Genomic DNA, 14314 nt, shown 5'->3' with positions numbered 1-14314 from the left:
ATGACACTGCCAGAACGCGTCAAGATTGTAGAAGTCGGCCCCCGCGATGGGCTGCAGAATGAAAAGCAACCCATCTCCGTGGAGACCCGGGTACGGCTGATCGACCTGCTCAGTGAATCGGGATTGCAGGTGATCGAAGCCGGTAGTTTCGTGAGCCCCAAGTGGGTACCGCAAATGGCCGCCAGCGAGGAAGTACTCGCGGGTATCCAGCGTCGCCCCGGTGTCACCTACAGCGCACTCACCCCCAATATGGTGGGCTACGAGCGGGCGCGCGATGCTAAGGCAGACGAGGTAGCGGTGTTTGGGGCGGCTTCCGAAAGCTTTACCCGCAAGAACATCAACTGCTCCATCGAGGAGAGCCTCGAGCGCTTCCGCCCGCTGGCGGAGCAGGCCCGCGCCGATGGTATCCCGGTGCGCGGTTATGTGTCCTGCGTGCTCGGCTGCCCCTACGAGGGTGACATCAAGCCGCAAAAGGTTGCGGAAGTCAGTCGCGCGCTGCTGGATATGGGCTGCTATGAAATCAGCCTCGGCGACACCATCGGGGTCGGCACCCCGGAAAAGGCCCGCGCGATGATCGAAACCGTGGCCCAGCAGGTACCCCTGAAGCAGCTCGCGGTCCACTTCCACGACACCTACGGCCAGGCGCTGGCGAACATCTATGCCGCGTTGCAGGCGGGTGTCGCCGTGGTGGACTCCGCGGTAGCCGGCCTCGGCGGCTGCCCCTACGCCCGTGGCGCTTCCGGCAATGTGGCAAGCGAGGATGTGCTGTACATGCTCGACGGACTCGGCATACACACCGGGGTGGACCTGGCACGGCTGGCAAAGGCCGGCAACTTCATCTCCAGTGCCCTGGGACGCGAAAGCGGCTCCAAGGTAGCACGCGCCATCGCCGGCGAGGGCGGGGTGATCGAGGGGGATTGAGTCCCCGCTGCTCAGACGGTTCTGATCGGGATGGAAAGAGATTGCGGTCACGGGATTCATCCCGATCTGCTAACATCAGCCGCTTCGACCCAAACGCCTGAAAATTGACCGCATGAAAGCCTTACGTTTTATCCTGATCACCCTCTCCGCCCTGTTGCTGCTGGTCGCCCTAGCAGCCCCCGGACTGATCGGTCCCAAGGTAGAGGAAGTCCTCCAGCAACAACTGGCCAACCAGCCCAATATCGAGCTTACCGGCTATCAGCGCGGCTGGTTCGGCGCCGAGGCCATTGCCCGACTGAAGGGCAAGGACGGCGCATCGGAAACCCGCACCGACATCCAGCACGGTCCGGTACTGTTTACCCGCAGCGGTCCGCGCATTGGCGTGATCTACGGAGAAACCCGCCTTACCGGGGAAGAACTGGAACCGGCCCTGCGCCGTCAGCTGGAAGCCTACTACGGCCCTATTCCGACCAGTGGCGAAGACACTCCGGTCGTTCTGGAAACCGTCGTAGGCACCAACAACCGGGTAACGAATACCCTGCACCTGCTGCCCATCGATCGCAACGAAGCCGATCAGCAGATCCAGTTTGCCGGCGCGCGCATCCAGTGGGTCACCGATTACCAGGGAAAACAGCAGAACAGCCATTTTGAACTGGGCGAATTCGTGCGCATGGACGGCCACCGCGAATCCCTGTACCTCGAGTCCGCTAAGGGCAACTTTGAACTGGCCCCCAGCGGCGCCGGTACCCTGCATGCCAAACTGCCCCTGGTACGCACCAACAACGATTCCGGTCCGCTTGAGCTGCGCGATGTGGAGTTCGATTACACCGGCAAGCTGGTCGCCGCCCGCACCCTGAACGTACAGACTGAAATCCAGCTGCCGGAGATCCAGTCCTCCACCCCGGCCAGCGCCCTGACCCAGCAGATAAACCTGCCGGCAATCAGCTACGATGACCTGCACCACTACCTGTACACCGCAGTGCTCACCCCGGCAGCCCAGCGCAGCTGGCCCCAGGTCTTCGACCGCCCACTGAAAATGCAGCAGCAACTGGATATCGAAAGTGCCAACGGGCCCATGCAGCTGCAGCTGGATGTGGACTGGAAGGGAATGCCGAGAAACCGGCAGGTAGAGAACGACAGGCTGTTCTGGCTCGACCACCTGAACGGCAGCGCCAATATTACCGCCGCGGAGCAGGCGCTGATGCAGTCCCCGCTTATCATGCAGGCCAGCGCCCTGAAGCAGTACGGCTTCCTGAAGGAGAACAATGGCGAGCTGTCCATGCACCTGCAACTGGAACAGGGCAATCTCGAGGTCAACGGCCAGATGCTGCCCGCCGACCTGTTCGTGCTGGCCATACTGGGCGGCATCTGAAGCCCGCACCAGGCAGTTTTCCGCAAGCAAAAAAAGAGCGGCCAAAAGGCCGCTCGAACTTCTCTCACCGTTTACCGGTACTACCTCAAACTGTATGACTTCCGTCGCGGTCAGCCATGATTAGTAAGCCGGGCGGTTGTCCGACAACGCCAGCCAGCCGCGAATCACCCGGTAGACCATCCATACCCAGCTGATTCCCCAAACGACGAAGCCCACCAGAATCCACACCGTTGCCCAGCCCACCACAAACCACAGCAGGCTGTACCAGAAGGTGCGGATCTGCCAGCGGAAATGGGATTCCGCCAGGGTACCGCGCGCATCGCCGCGCTTGGCGTAGTTGATCAACACACCGACAAAAAATGGTACCGCGGTAAACAGGCTAATGGCCTGGATCAGGTATACCAGGGTGGCAACATCGCGCGCCGAGCGTTCGCGCTCGGCCTGCTGGGGGGCGGGGTACTGCTCAGACATGGGCTCGCTGTTCCATTCAAGACGTTCAAAAGTTCAGCCGCTAGTGTATGCGCAAATCACGCTGGCGATAACTACGTTCTGCCGCATCCTGCCGCGGCAGTTCCGGTGTTTATCTCAGAGCCCACTCGGTGTGTACATTTTTCTCCCGCCAGGACTTCAATTGCTGTATCGAGCTGCGCATCAGGCCCAGGATCTCGGTGCGCTGGTGACGGCAGTAGTCCCGCTCGCTATCGATTGATAGCCGCGCCGACAGCGCCTTGAGGCGGCTGGCCACCACTTCCAGGCCCACGCTCTCCGCCTCGGCCGCTATCGCCTGGGCCTGGTGTTGCGCATCCAGCCAGTGGCGGCCGGTCAGTGAACTGGTAAAAGCGGTGATTTTCTTGGGCAGGCTGGCGACGCGATCGCCGAGCAGCTCCGCGAAAGCCAAATGACCGAGGGTATCCCGCTGGCGCTCCAGGGTACTGGGGTTCAATACCTTTGCCGCGCGCGTGGACTTGCCATTGGCCGGTTTGTTGCCGCGGGTCTTCTGCTCCACCCAGCTCAATAATTGCAGCAACTGGCTGTCGCTCGGTTGCGACGGCAGTACTCCGCTCAGACCGCGGCCCGCATAGCGGTTCCTGTCATCTTTGCCCACGCTATCCAGCATGCCGAAAATCAGCAGGCCATCTTTGGCGAAATCTCCCCGGATCTTGCGTGCGGTTTCGACCCCGTCGATCAGCGGCAAACGCACGTCGATCAGTACCAGGTCAAAATTACCCTTCAACGCCGCTTCAGCGCCGTCGACACCATTGGTCTCGCGCCGAACCTTGTGCCCGCACGCCTCGAGACGTGTGCGCAGACTAGGATGCGAGTCGTTCTCCACCAGCAGAATCTGCAGCTCACGCAGGTTGTCGTCATCGCCCAGAGCTCCGCGCAGCGAACTCGCGCCGGGCGCTTCCGCTGAAGTGCCCTGGCCCGCACGCTGAATCTCCTCGATATTACTGCGCAGAGTGCGGCACTGCCCCAGCGCCGCCTCCGCCAGGTGACGGGTCTCTTCGTCACCACCGCGGGCCAGCAGACTCATGGTGCTGACCAGGGTTTCCAGAGGTTGGCGCATGCGGTGGCCGGTGATGGAAAGAAAGTCTCGGTGCTCTTCCTGCATCTGCTCCGCGGCCACCCGCGCCTCGTCCAGCTGTTTGTCGCGCTCCATCAGCTCGTTTACCCGCGCCTGTACCTGGCGAAACAGCTTGGCATTCTCCGCCTGCAGGTCCGCCGCGCGGGTCGCCGCCGCCTCTTCCGTCGCCTGCAACTGAGCCCGGGCGCGTAACAGGAGTGCAGTACAGACAAGCGCGATCAGCGCTACGGGAATCACCCAGACCAGAGACAGTCGGGTATCCATCAGCAGGGACTCGCCGGGGAACGCCACCGCCAGTGCGGGACAGATAGAAAGGAGTGTCGCGTACAGTACGCCGGTACGACGGAAAAAAGCGCTTCCGGGGTTTATACGTGTACTTACGCGTGTATTCGAGCTGACATTGGAACAGCTGCTACTCGCCGAACGGCAGTAGGTCATGGTCATTCATCCTTGTAACCACATGAAATTACGGGTTAATCCTGCAACCCGGTGTGAGCCCTACGTTATTGCACCGATTCCTGGTGCCGTTTTATTGGGCTCTTAGCCTGTCATATGTGACGATTAGAACAGTTTTTCTATTTCTGGCGGATACGTCACTCAACGTTCCGCTTTTAACGCAAAGTCACAGCGCACACAAGTCTATTTTACGCCATAGATTCCCCTCGGGACAGGGGATGGCCTGAATGCCCTGTTATTCAAGCTTTTCCGGCCACTCAGCAACGGGGGATGCAGCGCCAATCGACTGACAACCGGATATTTGAAAGTAGACCAAACACGGGGATTCCGCAAAAGCCGCGCCGCCGTCAGCCACGCGACACAGCTCAAATCAACCGGCGGAAACACTCTCCTGAGTTTCGCGTCTGCCGAACCACAATCGACGCAGACAATCCAGGTACATGCCATAAGGGCGTCCGAGAGCGCCGGCGATCAGTACGAAGGTAAGACAGGCGGTAACAATCTCCGGCATCGACGCGCCCCCCAGCATCATGTTGAGGGTATACAGGGGCAGCTGGAAACTGAGGAATACGAAGGTATCCACCGCGTAGTTGTGCAGGCCGCCACCGCGACCAAAGCGCGTTACCACCCAGTTGCGATACACACTGAACGGACGAGCGATGACCGTATTGAACAGTACCGCCAGCAGCCGCACCTTGATGTGCTCGCGCCAGCTCATCCCGGCCAGCAGCAGTTCGATGGGGATCGCAATCGCCCAGGAAAAGCTGTTCATGGCAAACACATCCAGCAACCATTCCTCGCGGCGAGTGCGACGGTTGCACCGCTCATTGCGCTGGGCATTGGTGGACTGGCTGGTCTCTACCGGATGCTCATCTTCCAGCACCAGTACCGGTGGGGATACGGGGATGGCATCGGTGGCCTGTGACAGGGATTGCGGAGACATGGTGACTACTGACCCGATATACGACAGGAGGGTAACCCGTCGAAATTGCTATTGGACATTATTCAGCCACTTTTGATGGCGCCGGCGATTATATCCACATATTTCGTAAATACTAGGTCCAGACAGTTAAACTTTTGCGAATACCTATATTACCATCCTAAATAAATAGCGTTATCAGGACATGCATAACAACCAAGGGAGGTTCCAAACAGTATTGTCCTCTTACCAAATCAGTTACTGCCCTGCTGGCCGCAACCCATTACACTGACCATGCTATGCAACTTCGTGCATATCGAATTTGAGACAGCCAGAAAGCCCCACATGTCATTGCGATTTGCCGTCCTCACCCTGCTGGATATCGAACCCGGCAGTGGCTACGACCTGAAGCGCCGCTTCGAGCGCAGCATCAGTCATTTCTGGAGTGCCAGTCACCAGCAGATGTACCGGGAGCTACACAAGCTCCAGGGCGAGGGATTACTGGACTGTACGGAGCAGTCCCAGGAGGGGCGTCCGGACAAGAAGGTCTACCGCCTGACCGATTCCGGACGGCGTGCACTTGCAGAGTGGGCAGCCAAGCCCGCGGCAGTGCAGAAGATCCGCGACCCCTTTCTGATCCAGCTGTTCGCCGGCCACCATCTGAGCGGGGCGCAGCTGCGCGAGGAACTGGAGCGCCACCTGCTGGAACACCGGGCCCTTCTGGTCACCTACGAGGCGCAGAACGCGCGCTTCTACAACCGCCCACCGGAACAGCAGCAGCGACTGTGGCTCGCCCATCAGCCACTGCTGCTGGGCATTGAGACCGAGAAAACCTGGATACGCTGGGCTGAGCAACTGCTAGCGCGGCTTGAAGAAATGGACGGGGATACACCCGCTACTGGAGATTGAATTGGTTGCGCAGGTGGATCGCCAGGGAGAGTAACAACAGGGTGACCACCCACACGGTGATGTAGATCTTCATGGAGCGATGAGCGGATTTTTTTTGCCACCAGGTGCGCGGCTCTATGCCCTTCATGAGGAACACCAGTTTGCAGGCCAGGTTCACACACACCACGTTCACTGCCAGCAATAAGCCCGCCCCGGCAGCCAACTGCCACTTGCCCGCACCGATCATCATGCCGAACGTGGCGGCCGGCGGCAGCAGGGCCACCGCGACCATCACGCCTACCAGAACACTCGATAATCCTGTGGTCATGGAAAGTGCTGCCGCGGCGCCGGAGGCGAGGGCCAGAGCCACCGAATCCCACCCTACATTGGTTCGCGCCAACAATTCCTCACTGTAGGTCCCCCAGGGCCAAACCAGCCCGATCACTACTGAAATACCGGCGGCAACCAGCACACCCACCGACAGCGACGCCAGCGCACTGCGCATCAGAGCCGTATCCCCCAGCGCCGTGCCCAGTCCAAACGCCATATTGGGCCCCAGCAGCGGGGCAATCACCATGGCGCCGATGATCACCGCCACATTGTCCTCCAGCAACCCGATAGCGGCGACAAGGGTGGAAAGCACTACCAGCACCAGATAATCCCGATCCAAACGCGCGCTTTTCTCCGCGCTGGCGTAGAGGGCCTCACGCGCGGCCAGCGCCGCATCTTCTTTCTTGCGCTCCTCCTCGCTCTGCTGCGGCAGCGAGACCTCCACCGGGACCACCAGTACCCGCGCACCGGCGACGCTTTCCACCAGGGGCGCAAGCAGGTCCAGTGCCGACTGAACCTTGTCGTCACTCACCAGCATACGCATGCTCTGGTGCCCACTGGGCACGTGGGCATCCAGGCGGAATTCTTCAGCGGCACAGGATTCTGCAATAGCGGCTATGCGATCAGCATCTTTCGCATCGGCGAGAATCGAGAGTAACTTCATTGCGCGTCCCAGCGGATGCCATCGTCAAAACGCGTCGGCGGGAATATGGCACACCACTTCAATATTGTGCCCATCGGGGTCCAGTACGTAGGCGCTGAAGTAGTGATCGTGATATTCCGGGCGCAACCCTGGCGCACCGTTGTCCTTGCCCCCGGCCTGCACTGCAGCATCGTAAAACGCCTGTACCGTTTCCCGGTCTTCGGCACTGAATGCGATATGTACGGCGGGCGCCGTGGTGGAGCCGCCTTTAATCAACAACTGCGGTTTTCCGCCCCATCCGAAGCCCGCCCACCCGGCGATTTCTGACACCAGCTCGTAACCGAGCGGAGCCAGCGCGGACTGGTAAAACACCTTGCTGCGTTGGTAGTCGTGCACCGTCAGCCCAATATGATCCAGCATGCTTTCTCTCCCTGCCGCGACAAAATCCGATCCCATATCCGGAAAACCAGTATAGAAGGCCCAACACAGGAGGGTAGGACAGGAGCAAGCCTGGACAGAAAGTCTCAAACCATCCCGAAAAAGGAAAGCGCGCCATATATGACGACCGCGGTGCCGCAGATAAACTGCCCCAAGATCAAGGCGCGGATGGCAAAGGTGTAGCGGATAAAACGGTGCTGACTTTGCAGATCACGACTGAAGACGCGCGCGGTTTCCGGTAGCGTCTGCTCTATGGCCCGCAAACCCGGTACTGCGAGATTCAACAGTGCCCGGCTACGCAGATCCATCACCCAGAAAACCGCAGAGACAATCACCACAAACCCGCCCAGCAAAACCAGAATCAGCGGATGGAAGCCTTTTTCCACGGCAGTAAATACACCACCGTCAGCGAACATCGATAACACGACAAAAAAGTTGAATGCTTTGAGGCGCTGCTCGGCATTGAAACGGTAGTGGTCACAGAGGTACTGCTGTTCATTCACACTGGAATTCCTTCTCCTCCAGGAAGTACCGCATCACGGTGCTTGCTTGGCGATACGTTTATGGACATCGTTGATGGATTTAACGGCGGCAGAACCGTACCAAGGATGCAGCTCCATCACCAGGCTACCGGCTTTTACCGCAGGATCGCTCTCAACCAGTTTGCGCGCCTCTTCCACAGAATCCACGTCAAAAACGTAGATACCACGCAGCTCGCTGCCGCCAAAGAACGGCCCCGCGAGCACCAGTACGCCCTCATCGGCTAGACGCCGGATATTTGCCATGTGCGCACGCTGCAATTCCGCAGCAGCTTTTGCATCGCGATCTCGGTTTGGGCCCGCTTTAAGTAACGCCATGACATACCGATGCATACCGTAATCATCTGCGCCCAGGCTGTTCGCCAGCTCGGCATCGTAGGTGGCGCTGTCGACGGCGGCAGTACCGGTTTCACTGGCAGTGGTGCTGGCAGCGTTAAACAGCATACCCAGGCTCAAAATAAAGCCCAGGGAATAGCGGGCATTTTTGGTGCTCATTATTTTTCTCACTATTTTTTTGATCTGGCTAGACGTCTAAAACGAACCGATATCAGGGGACAATAAGTATGTCGGTATTCGCGCGCCCGAGAATACGCTCGGCGGTATTGCCAAGCAGGAAACCTTTTGGCCCTTTGCGCACCCCGCGCCCGACCAGGATCATACGCGCCTTGTTGCGGTCGACCACGCGATTGACCTCGGCGGCGGGCTTGCCGGTAACGAAATGGGTTTTCTTGCAGTCTACGCCACTGTCGGCGATCACCTTGTCGACCGCTTGCAACAGGGCACCGGCCTGCTCGCGAAATTTATCCAGGTCCTTGATCTCGTCCGTGGCTGGCACACAGGCTACAGCTTCGAGTTCGGCTTCGAGCAGCTTGCCGAATTGCTCGCCGAGCTTGAGCGCGCGCTGGTTAAGTTCTACGTGCAGGGTATTTTCCACGGCGGGGTCCAGCGCAGCCACAATGCGATCACGCTTGATCCAGTGGGTGCTGACGGCGAGCCACAGTGGTGTGGGCAGGCTTTCGATCAGGCGCCAGTCAATAGAACCAAAGCCGCCGCGGCCATACTGTTTCTGGGCAGTTTTCACTACCAGGTCGATCTGATTGTCGGCGAGGTATTCGAGAGTCCAGGAGGGGATATCGTGGTGCCAGATGACTTCGGCACTGGAGCCTTCAGGGAAGGTGTACTCCTGTTTCAGTGCGTCCAGCCACCGTCCACGCTCTTTCTGTATCTGATCGGTAATATTGAGAATAGACCCGGACAGCATGGGAATAGACACCACGGGCTCGTACACAAAACTGACAAGCTGCAACTTGGCACCGGACTTCTGCGCCAGTTCAAGGGCGCGTTCCAGGGCGATCTGTTCGTGTTTGGGCTTGTCGAGAATGACAAGAATATTCTGCATGCGGCCTCCGGTGCTGCTGAAATTATTTCATTACCTTTCGGGCAATTAAATCACCAGCGTCTGGTTTTGTCTTGGTTTCAGATCAAGTGCGGTGAAGTTTAGTCCGAGGTACAAATTGTTCTCGCTCTGTGGCGGCAGAGCACCGGGTATGGCTTTTCGAAACCGCTGTGAATACGTCCCTGTACGCTGCGTCGGCGACATCCCTGTCGCCGACGCTTTCGAAAAGCCATACCCGGCACCCCACCTTCAATTCCGACTAAACCACTTCGGACGAAATTCGGAAACGTTCTAAAGAAAGCGAGAAGCCGGAACTGAAGGAAAAGTGCTGGGGACGGGGTTTCAGGAGCGTCGCAAACAGGGCCGAAGGCGCCGCGTTGAAGCGGCCGGATACTTTGCGCCGCAGCGCCCAGGGACGGGTTCACAGGGGGGCGCCTAGCCCGGTCCTGAAACCCCGTCCCCAGTGCTTTTCCGCCATCAAGCTCAAAACAGAACTCTCATTGACAGCGGGGTGCAGAGTTTACTTATTAGCCCGATGATCCACGAGCTCTTCAACCACAGAAGGGTCGGCGAGCGTAGAAGTATCGCCGAGCGAATCCAGCTCGTTACAGGCAATTTTGCGCAGAATACGCCGCATGATTTTGCCGGAGCGGGTTTTGGGTAGCCCCGGGGCCCACTGGATGATATCGGGTTTGGCGATAGGGCCAATTTCCTGCACACACAGGTCGATCAGCTCCTTGCGCAATTCCTCGGAGGGCTCGCGACCGTTTTTCAGGGTGACATAGCAGTAAATACCCTGCCCCTTGATATCGTGGGGGTAACCCACCACAGCGGCCTCGGCGGTATCCTCGTGCAACACGATTGCACTCTCGATCTCCGCGGTACCGAGGCGATGGCCGGAGACGTTAAGCACATCGTCGATACGCCCGGTAATCCAGTAATAACCATCGGCATCGCGGCGCGCGCCGTCACCGGTAAAGTAGTAACCGGGGAAGGTGGAGAAATAGGTGTCGATCATTCGCTGATGATCGCCAAATACACTGCGGATCATGCTCGGCCAGCTGGCCTTCATCACCAGAGCGCCCTCGCCTTCACCGTCGATTTCCTGCCCTTTTTCATCCAGCAGCGCAGGCTGCACTCCAAAGAACGGCCAAGTGGCGGACCCGGGTTTGAGATCCGTGGCGCCGGGCAGCGGGGTGATCAAGTGGGCGCCGGTTTCGGTCTGCCACCAGGTATCCACAATCGGGCAACGCTCCTCGCCAACTACCTTGAAGTACCACTCCCAGGCTTCCGGGTTGATCGGTTCACCCACAGTACCCAGCAGTTTCAGGGAACTGCGGTCGCATTGGGTAACGTAATCGTCGCCGGCACCCATTAATGCGCGGATCGCGGTGGGGGCGGTGTAGAAGGTATTCACCTTGTGCTTTTCCACCACCTGCCAGCAGCGGGACGCGTCAGGATAAGTAGGCACACCTTCAAACATCAGCGAGATGGCACCGGCTGCCAGCGGGCCGTACACGATGTAGCTGTGGCCGGTGATCCAGCCCACATCCGCGGTACACCAGAATACGTCGCCCTCTTTGTAATCGAAGGCGTATTTGAAGGTCATGGTGGACATCAGCAGGTAACCAGCGGTGGTGTGCAGCACCCCCTTGGGTTTACCTGTGGAGCCGGAGGTGTAGAGGATAAACAGCGGGTCTTCCGCGCTCATCGGCTCCGGCGCGCATTCGGTGCTCTGCTCGGCAACGGACTCGGCGTACCAGATGTCGCGTTTGCTGTCCCAGTCGACATTGGCGCCGGTGCGTTTCACCACGATGGCGGTGTGCACGTCCGGGCATTTGGCCAGGGCCTTGTCCACGTTGGCTTTCAGGGGCACCTTGCGACCACCGCGCACGCCTTCGTCAGCGGTGATCACCAGGCGGCAGTCGGAGTCAAGAATTCGGTCCTTGAGGGAGTCCGGCGAGAAGCCGCCGAATACCACGGAGTGCACTGCACCAATCCGGCTACAGGCGAGCATGGCGTAGGCTGCTTCCGGAATCATCGGCATGTAGATACAGACGCGATCGCCCTTTTCCACACCGCGCGCCTTGAGCAAGTTGGCCAGGCGACAGACCTGTTCGTGCAGCTCGCTGTAGGTGATGGTTTTGCTGTCGGTGGGGTCGTCACCTTCCCAGATAAACGCGGTCTGCTGGGCCCGTGCGGGCAGGTGGCGGTCGATACAGTTGACGGAGACATTCAGTTCACCATCGGCAAACCAGGCCGCGTGGCCCTTGGCCAGGTCTTCCTCGACCACCTTGGTAAAGGGCTTGCTCCACTGCAGGAAATCCTTGGCCTGCTGGGACCAGAATCCCTCGGGGTCTTCTACCGACTGCTGGTACATGCGCTGATAGTCCTCGTTGCGAACGAGGGCATCAGCAGCGAATTTTTCCGGCACTGGGTGTAGGTGCACTTCAGACATTGTTTTCTCCCTTATTAGAATTATCGGGCTGCTGCGCCTACTTATTAGCGACTCTTGTAGGTGAGTAGTCACTATGGCGCTTTCATCGCAGTTGCGCCCCGGCGGCTGCCTGGGGGCATTTATCCCGATAAGTTATACCATTCGCAGACAATAAATGACAACGCTGTCACCACTTCGATTACCCCATCATAGCCTGCGAAGTTTGCAGATTCCCAGTCCGCACCCGGAATCCCGTGCCTTTTTTATCAGAGCGGTGCAAAATACCACCCAGCAAAAAGTGATCACATTTTCAGGAGTGCATTTTATGGCGGTAAAACTGTTGCGTATCCAGGAAGGCAAGGGTGAGCGGGATGCGGGTCCTGTCGCCCAGGAAAAAGTACTGGCGGGCGCGCCCCAGCAATTGACCGAGCATTTCTTTACCAATGCGAAGGAAAATTTCTTTTGCGGTGTCTGGTCTTCGGATGCGGGCAAGTGGACGCTTACTTACAGTGAAGATGAGTTCTGCTACATCATCGACGGCGAAGCGATCATTACCGATGCCGAAGGTACCAGTGAAAAGGTGTCAAAGGGAGACGCGTTCTGTATTCCGGCAGGATTTGAGGGAACCTGGGAGACCATCGGTTCGGTGAAGAAGTTTTATGCGATTTACGAGGAGTAATCCCGTTCCGTAAAACCAGAAATCAATCTACCCCGACCGATACAAAGCCGGGATAGATCTCATATGCACTAGCAAATCAGGGAAGTGCTAGTGCAGTGGATATCGCCCTCTACCACATCACATTGTGTATCCACGGTCTCGCAGTTCAAGGGAATCTCAATGTCGCTTCCAAACCGGGCCGCTGCCTCTACAGCCTTCTTTCCAGTATCCCCCCTGAAAGAAAAACGCCTGGAAAATTCGACAGGTGAATCAGGTACCCTATTGCCATTTCCGTCTACCCCGGTGCCTGCGGCATATGAATATCCGTATTCACCACCGAGTATATTCACGTAAGCGAGCTTGAACTGAGCCCGACCGCCATCGCTAAATTCGGCCCATACCCGGATTTCAGATTTCTCCTGGCCTTCTGAAGACGCAATCAACCGTATCAGCGTATCCTCAACTTCTTTCGTTACCGTCACATCCTTGGTGATCGCGTCACTGATCAAATTACGGGTGCGAGAATAGCCGGTCATATCCCACGGGCTTTCCGCGATGCTCGGATCGACCTGGAAGTTCGTGACTTCCAGAATACTTTGCCCCCAACAATTCACTGCCCCCAAAAGCATTCCGCAAGCAAAAAGAAATTTTTTCATACCGAGACCTTAACCAAACTTTGTTTTTATTGAGAATTCCATTCTTCAGGCAAATACCATACCGGAAACGGATTAAGTATAAAAACAAACGGCAAGTGAAGCTTTGCCGTCAGGAGACAGCAAGAGCTATCGATCAAAAGGGCCGTACTCAACCACCAATCATTCCTCTGAGGTGCGCCACCACACTGCGCCCCAACGCAGATAGCGCGTAGCCGCCTTCCAGCGCGGAAACTATACGGCCGTTACAATGCTCATCGGCAAACTCTCGCAGCCTTTCGGTCACCCACTGGTAGTCGTCTTCGCGAAAGCGCAGCTGCGCCATCGTATCTTCGATATGTCCGTCGAAGCCTGCGGAGATAAACAGCATCTGTGGCTTGAATTTTTCCAGTGCCGGTAGCCACTGGTTAGTCACCAGATCTCTTAGCGCATCGCCCTCGGCACCCGCTTCCAGCGGTGTATTTACGATGTTATCCGGCAATTCACCGGTGCCGCTGAACGGGTAATAGGGAGACTGGAAACTGGAACACAGCAGGTAGCCCTCGCGACCGGCAACAAAATCCTCCGTGCCGTTCCCGTGGTGTACATCGAAGTCAAGAATGGCAACGCGCTCCAGTCCGTGTTGCGCGCGGGCGTGGGCGGCGGCGATAGCGATGTTGTTGAACAGGCAGAAGCCCATGGCCTTATCGCGTTCGGCGTGGTGGCCCGGGGGGCGCACGGAGCAGAAGGCGGAATTCACTTCGCCCGCGATCACCCTGTCCACCGCATCCACGGCCGCCCCCGCGGCGTGCAGGGCCGCGTCCAGTGATTCGGGGCACATACGGGTATCTTCATCGAGCACTTCGAAGCCTTCGCTGGGCGCGCGGGCGAAAATCGAATCCACGTAATCCGGGGTATGTACCAGCACCAGCTGGCTGCGCGTTGCCTTGGGCGCGTCGTAAAAACGCAGTACGTATTCCATGCCGCTGGACAGCAACTGATCCTGAATGGCATCGAGCCTCGCCGGGCTTTCCGGGTGATCTGCACCCATGTCGTGCAGGCCGCAGGCGGGGCTGGTAATAAATCCGACGATAGGCATT

15 protein-coding genes are annotated in these 14314 nt (G+C 58.1%); 4 read left to right on the top strand and 11 right to left on the bottom strand.

What is annotated here, in order from left to right; genetic code table 11:
* Positions 1–921: a hydroxymethylglutaryl-CoA lyase gene (locus ACONT6_RS00415; protein WP_428819937.1), complete on the top strand. Its 921-nt coding sequence runs from the start codon at positions 1–3 to the stop codon at positions 919–921.
* Positions 922–1033: 112 nt separating this feature from the next.
* Positions 1034–2293 (top strand): DUF945 family protein, encoded by a 1260-nt coding sequence (locus tag ACONT6_RS00410; RefSeq protein ID WP_428819936.1) that lies wholly within the window; start codon positions 1034–1036, stop codon positions 2291–2293.
* Between the two features lie 120 nt (positions 2294–2413).
* On the opposite strand, the gene ACONT6_RS00405 is transcribed toward ACONT6_RS00410, so the two are convergent.
* The 3 genes from ACONT6_RS00405 to alaE all read right to left on the bottom strand — a co-directional run bounded on the left by ACONT6_RS00405 (position 2414) and on the right by alaE (position 5277).
* Positions 2414–2764 (bottom strand): DUF4870 family protein, encoded by a 351-nt coding sequence (locus ACONT6_RS00405; protein WP_428819935.1) that lies wholly within the window; start codon positions 2762–2764, stop codon positions 2414–2416.
* A 109-nt stretch (positions 2765–2873) separates the two neighbouring features.
* Positions 2874–4316: a hypothetical protein gene (locus ACONT6_RS00400; RefSeq protein ID WP_428819934.1), complete on the bottom strand. Its 1443-nt coding sequence runs from the start codon at positions 4314–4316 to the stop codon at positions 2874–2876.
* Positions 4317–4704: 388 nt separating this feature from the next.
* Complete coding sequence (gene alaE, locus ACONT6_RS00395) at positions 4705–5277, bottom strand: L-alanine exporter AlaE (protein WP_428819933.1); 573 nt, start codon at positions 5275–5277, stop codon at positions 4705–4707.
* A gap of 321 nt (positions 5278–5598) precedes the next feature.
* Between alaE and ACONT6_RS00390 the strand changes: the two genes are divergently transcribed.
* The gene (locus tag ACONT6_RS00390) at positions 5599–6162 is read left to right on the top strand and encodes a PadR family transcriptional regulator (protein WP_428819932.1); all 564 of its coding nucleotides are present in this window, start codon (positions 5599–5601) and stop codon (positions 6160–6162) included.
* Here ACONT6_RS00390 and ACONT6_RS00385 read toward each other — a convergent pair.
* From ACONT6_RS00385 to acs, 6 genes are all read right to left on the bottom strand, one after another.
* Positions 6149–7135 carry a TIGR00341 family protein gene (locus ACONT6_RS00385; RefSeq protein ID WP_428819931.1) on the bottom strand — a complete coding sequence of 329 codons (987 nt, stop codon included), beginning with the start codon at positions 7133–7135 and terminating at the stop codon, positions 6149–6151. The two genes, ACONT6_RS00390 and ACONT6_RS00385, sit on opposite strands and share 14 nt — an antisense overlap.
* A 24-nt stretch (positions 7136–7159) precedes the next feature.
* Positions 7160–7534, bottom strand: coding sequence for a VOC family protein (locus ACONT6_RS00380; RefSeq protein ID WP_428819930.1), 375 nt, complete (start codon positions 7532–7534; stop codon positions 7160–7162).
* 104 nt (positions 7535–7638) lie between these two features.
* On the bottom strand, positions 7639–8055 hold the full coding sequence (locus ACONT6_RS00375; RefSeq protein WP_428819929.1) for a hypothetical protein: 417 nt from the start codon (positions 8053–8055) through the stop codon (positions 7639–7641).
* Between the two features lie 33 nt (positions 8056–8088).
* Entirely contained in the window at positions 8089–8586 is a 498-nt protein-coding gene (locus ACONT6_RS00370) for a YciI family protein (protein ID WP_428819928.1), read from the bottom strand.
* A 52-nt stretch (positions 8587–8638) separates the two neighbouring features.
* Complete coding sequence (locus ACONT6_RS00365) at positions 8639–9490, bottom strand: universal stress protein (protein WP_428819927.1); 852 nt, start codon at positions 9488–9490, stop codon at positions 8639–8641.
* A 517-nt stretch (positions 9491–10007) separates the two neighbouring features.
* Positions 10008–11945: an acetate--CoA ligase gene (gene acs, locus ACONT6_RS00360; RefSeq protein WP_428819926.1), complete on the bottom strand. Its 1938-nt coding sequence runs from the start codon at positions 11943–11945 to the stop codon at positions 10008–10010.
* A 304-nt stretch (positions 11946–12249) separates the two neighbouring features.
* Between acs and ACONT6_RS00355 the strand changes: the two genes are divergently transcribed.
* Positions 12250–12603, top strand: coding sequence for a cupin domain-containing protein (locus ACONT6_RS00355; RefSeq protein WP_428819925.1), 354 nt, complete (start codon positions 12250–12252; stop codon positions 12601–12603).
* A gap of 68 nt (positions 12604–12671) precedes the next feature.
* On the opposite strand, the gene ACONT6_RS00350 is transcribed toward ACONT6_RS00355, so the two are convergent.
* Both ACONT6_RS00350 and ACONT6_RS00345 read right to left on the bottom strand, forming a co-directional pair.
* The gene (locus ACONT6_RS00350; protein ID WP_428819924.1) at positions 12672–13238 is read right to left on the bottom strand and encodes a hypothetical protein; all 567 of its coding nucleotides are present in this window, start codon (positions 13236–13238) and stop codon (positions 12672–12674) included.
* 148 nt (positions 13239–13386) lie between these two features.
* Complete coding sequence (locus tag ACONT6_RS00345; RefSeq protein WP_428819923.1) at positions 13387–14313, bottom strand: histone deacetylase family protein; 927 nt, start codon at positions 14311–14313, stop codon at positions 13387–13389.
* Between the last annotated feature and the right edge of the window lies 1 nt (position 14314).

The sequence above is a fragment of the Microbulbifer sp. MCCC 1A16149 genome, assembly GCF_050368945.1.
In the GTDB taxonomy this organism is placed as follows: Bacteria; Pseudomonadota; Gammaproteobacteria; order Pseudomonadales; family Cellvibrionaceae; genus Microbulbifer.
The sequence above is the reverse complement of the archived record's forward strand: the minus strand, read 5'-3'. Positions and strand labels throughout refer to the sequence as shown.

Coding starts and splice junctions, on each gene's coding strand:
- ACONT6_RS00345 (WP_428819923.1), bottom strand. CDS start 14,313: ATGCCTATCGTCGGATTTATTACCAGCCCCGCCTGCGGCCTGCACGAC.
- ACONT6_RS00350 (WP_428819924.1), bottom strand. CDS start 13,238: ATGAAAAAATTTCTTTTTGCTTGCGGAATGCTTTTGGGGGCAGTGAAT.
- ACONT6_RS00400 (WP_428819934.1), bottom strand. CDS start 4,316: ATGACCTACTGCCGTTCGGCGAGTAGCAGCTGTTCCAATGTCAGCTCG.
- ACONT6_RS00385 (WP_428819931.1), bottom strand. CDS start 7,135: ATGAAGTTACTCTCGATTCTCGCCGATGCGAAAGATGCTGATCGCATA.
- ACONT6_RS00370 (WP_428819928.1), bottom strand. CDS start 8,586: ATGAGCACCAAAAATGCCCGCTATTCCCTGGGCTTTATTTTGAGCCTG.
- ACONT6_RS00365 (WP_428819927.1), bottom strand. CDS start 9,490: ATGCAGAATATTCTTGTCATTCTCGACAAGCCCAAACACGAACAGATC.
- ACONT6_RS00410 (WP_428819936.1), top strand. CDS start 1,034: ATGAAAGCCTTACGTTTTATCCTGATCACCCTCTCCGCCCTGTTGCTG.
- ACONT6_RS00380 (WP_428819930.1), bottom strand. CDS start 7,534: ATGCTGGATCATATTGGGCTGACGGTGCACGACTACCAACGCAGCAAG.
- ACONT6_RS00390 (WP_428819932.1), top strand. CDS start 5,599: ATGTCATTGCGATTTGCCGTCCTCACCCTGCTGGATATCGAACCCGGC.
- acs (WP_428819926.1), bottom strand. CDS start 11,945: ATGTCTGAAGTGCACCTACACCCAGTGCCGGAAAAATTCGCTGCTGAT.
- ACONT6_RS00415 (WP_428819937.1), top strand. CDS start 1: ATGACACTGCCAGAACGCGTCAAGATTGTAGAAGTCGGCCCCCGCGAT.
- alaE (WP_428819933.1), bottom strand. CDS start 5,277: ATGTCTCCGCAATCCCTGTCACAGGCCACCGATGCCATCCCCGTATCC.
- ACONT6_RS00355 (WP_428819925.1), top strand. CDS start 12,250: ATGGCGGTAAAACTGTTGCGTATCCAGGAAGGCAAGGGTGAGCGGGAT.
- ACONT6_RS00405 (WP_428819935.1), bottom strand. CDS start 2,764: ATGTCTGAGCAGTACCCCGCCCCCCAGCAGGCCGAGCGCGAACGCTCG.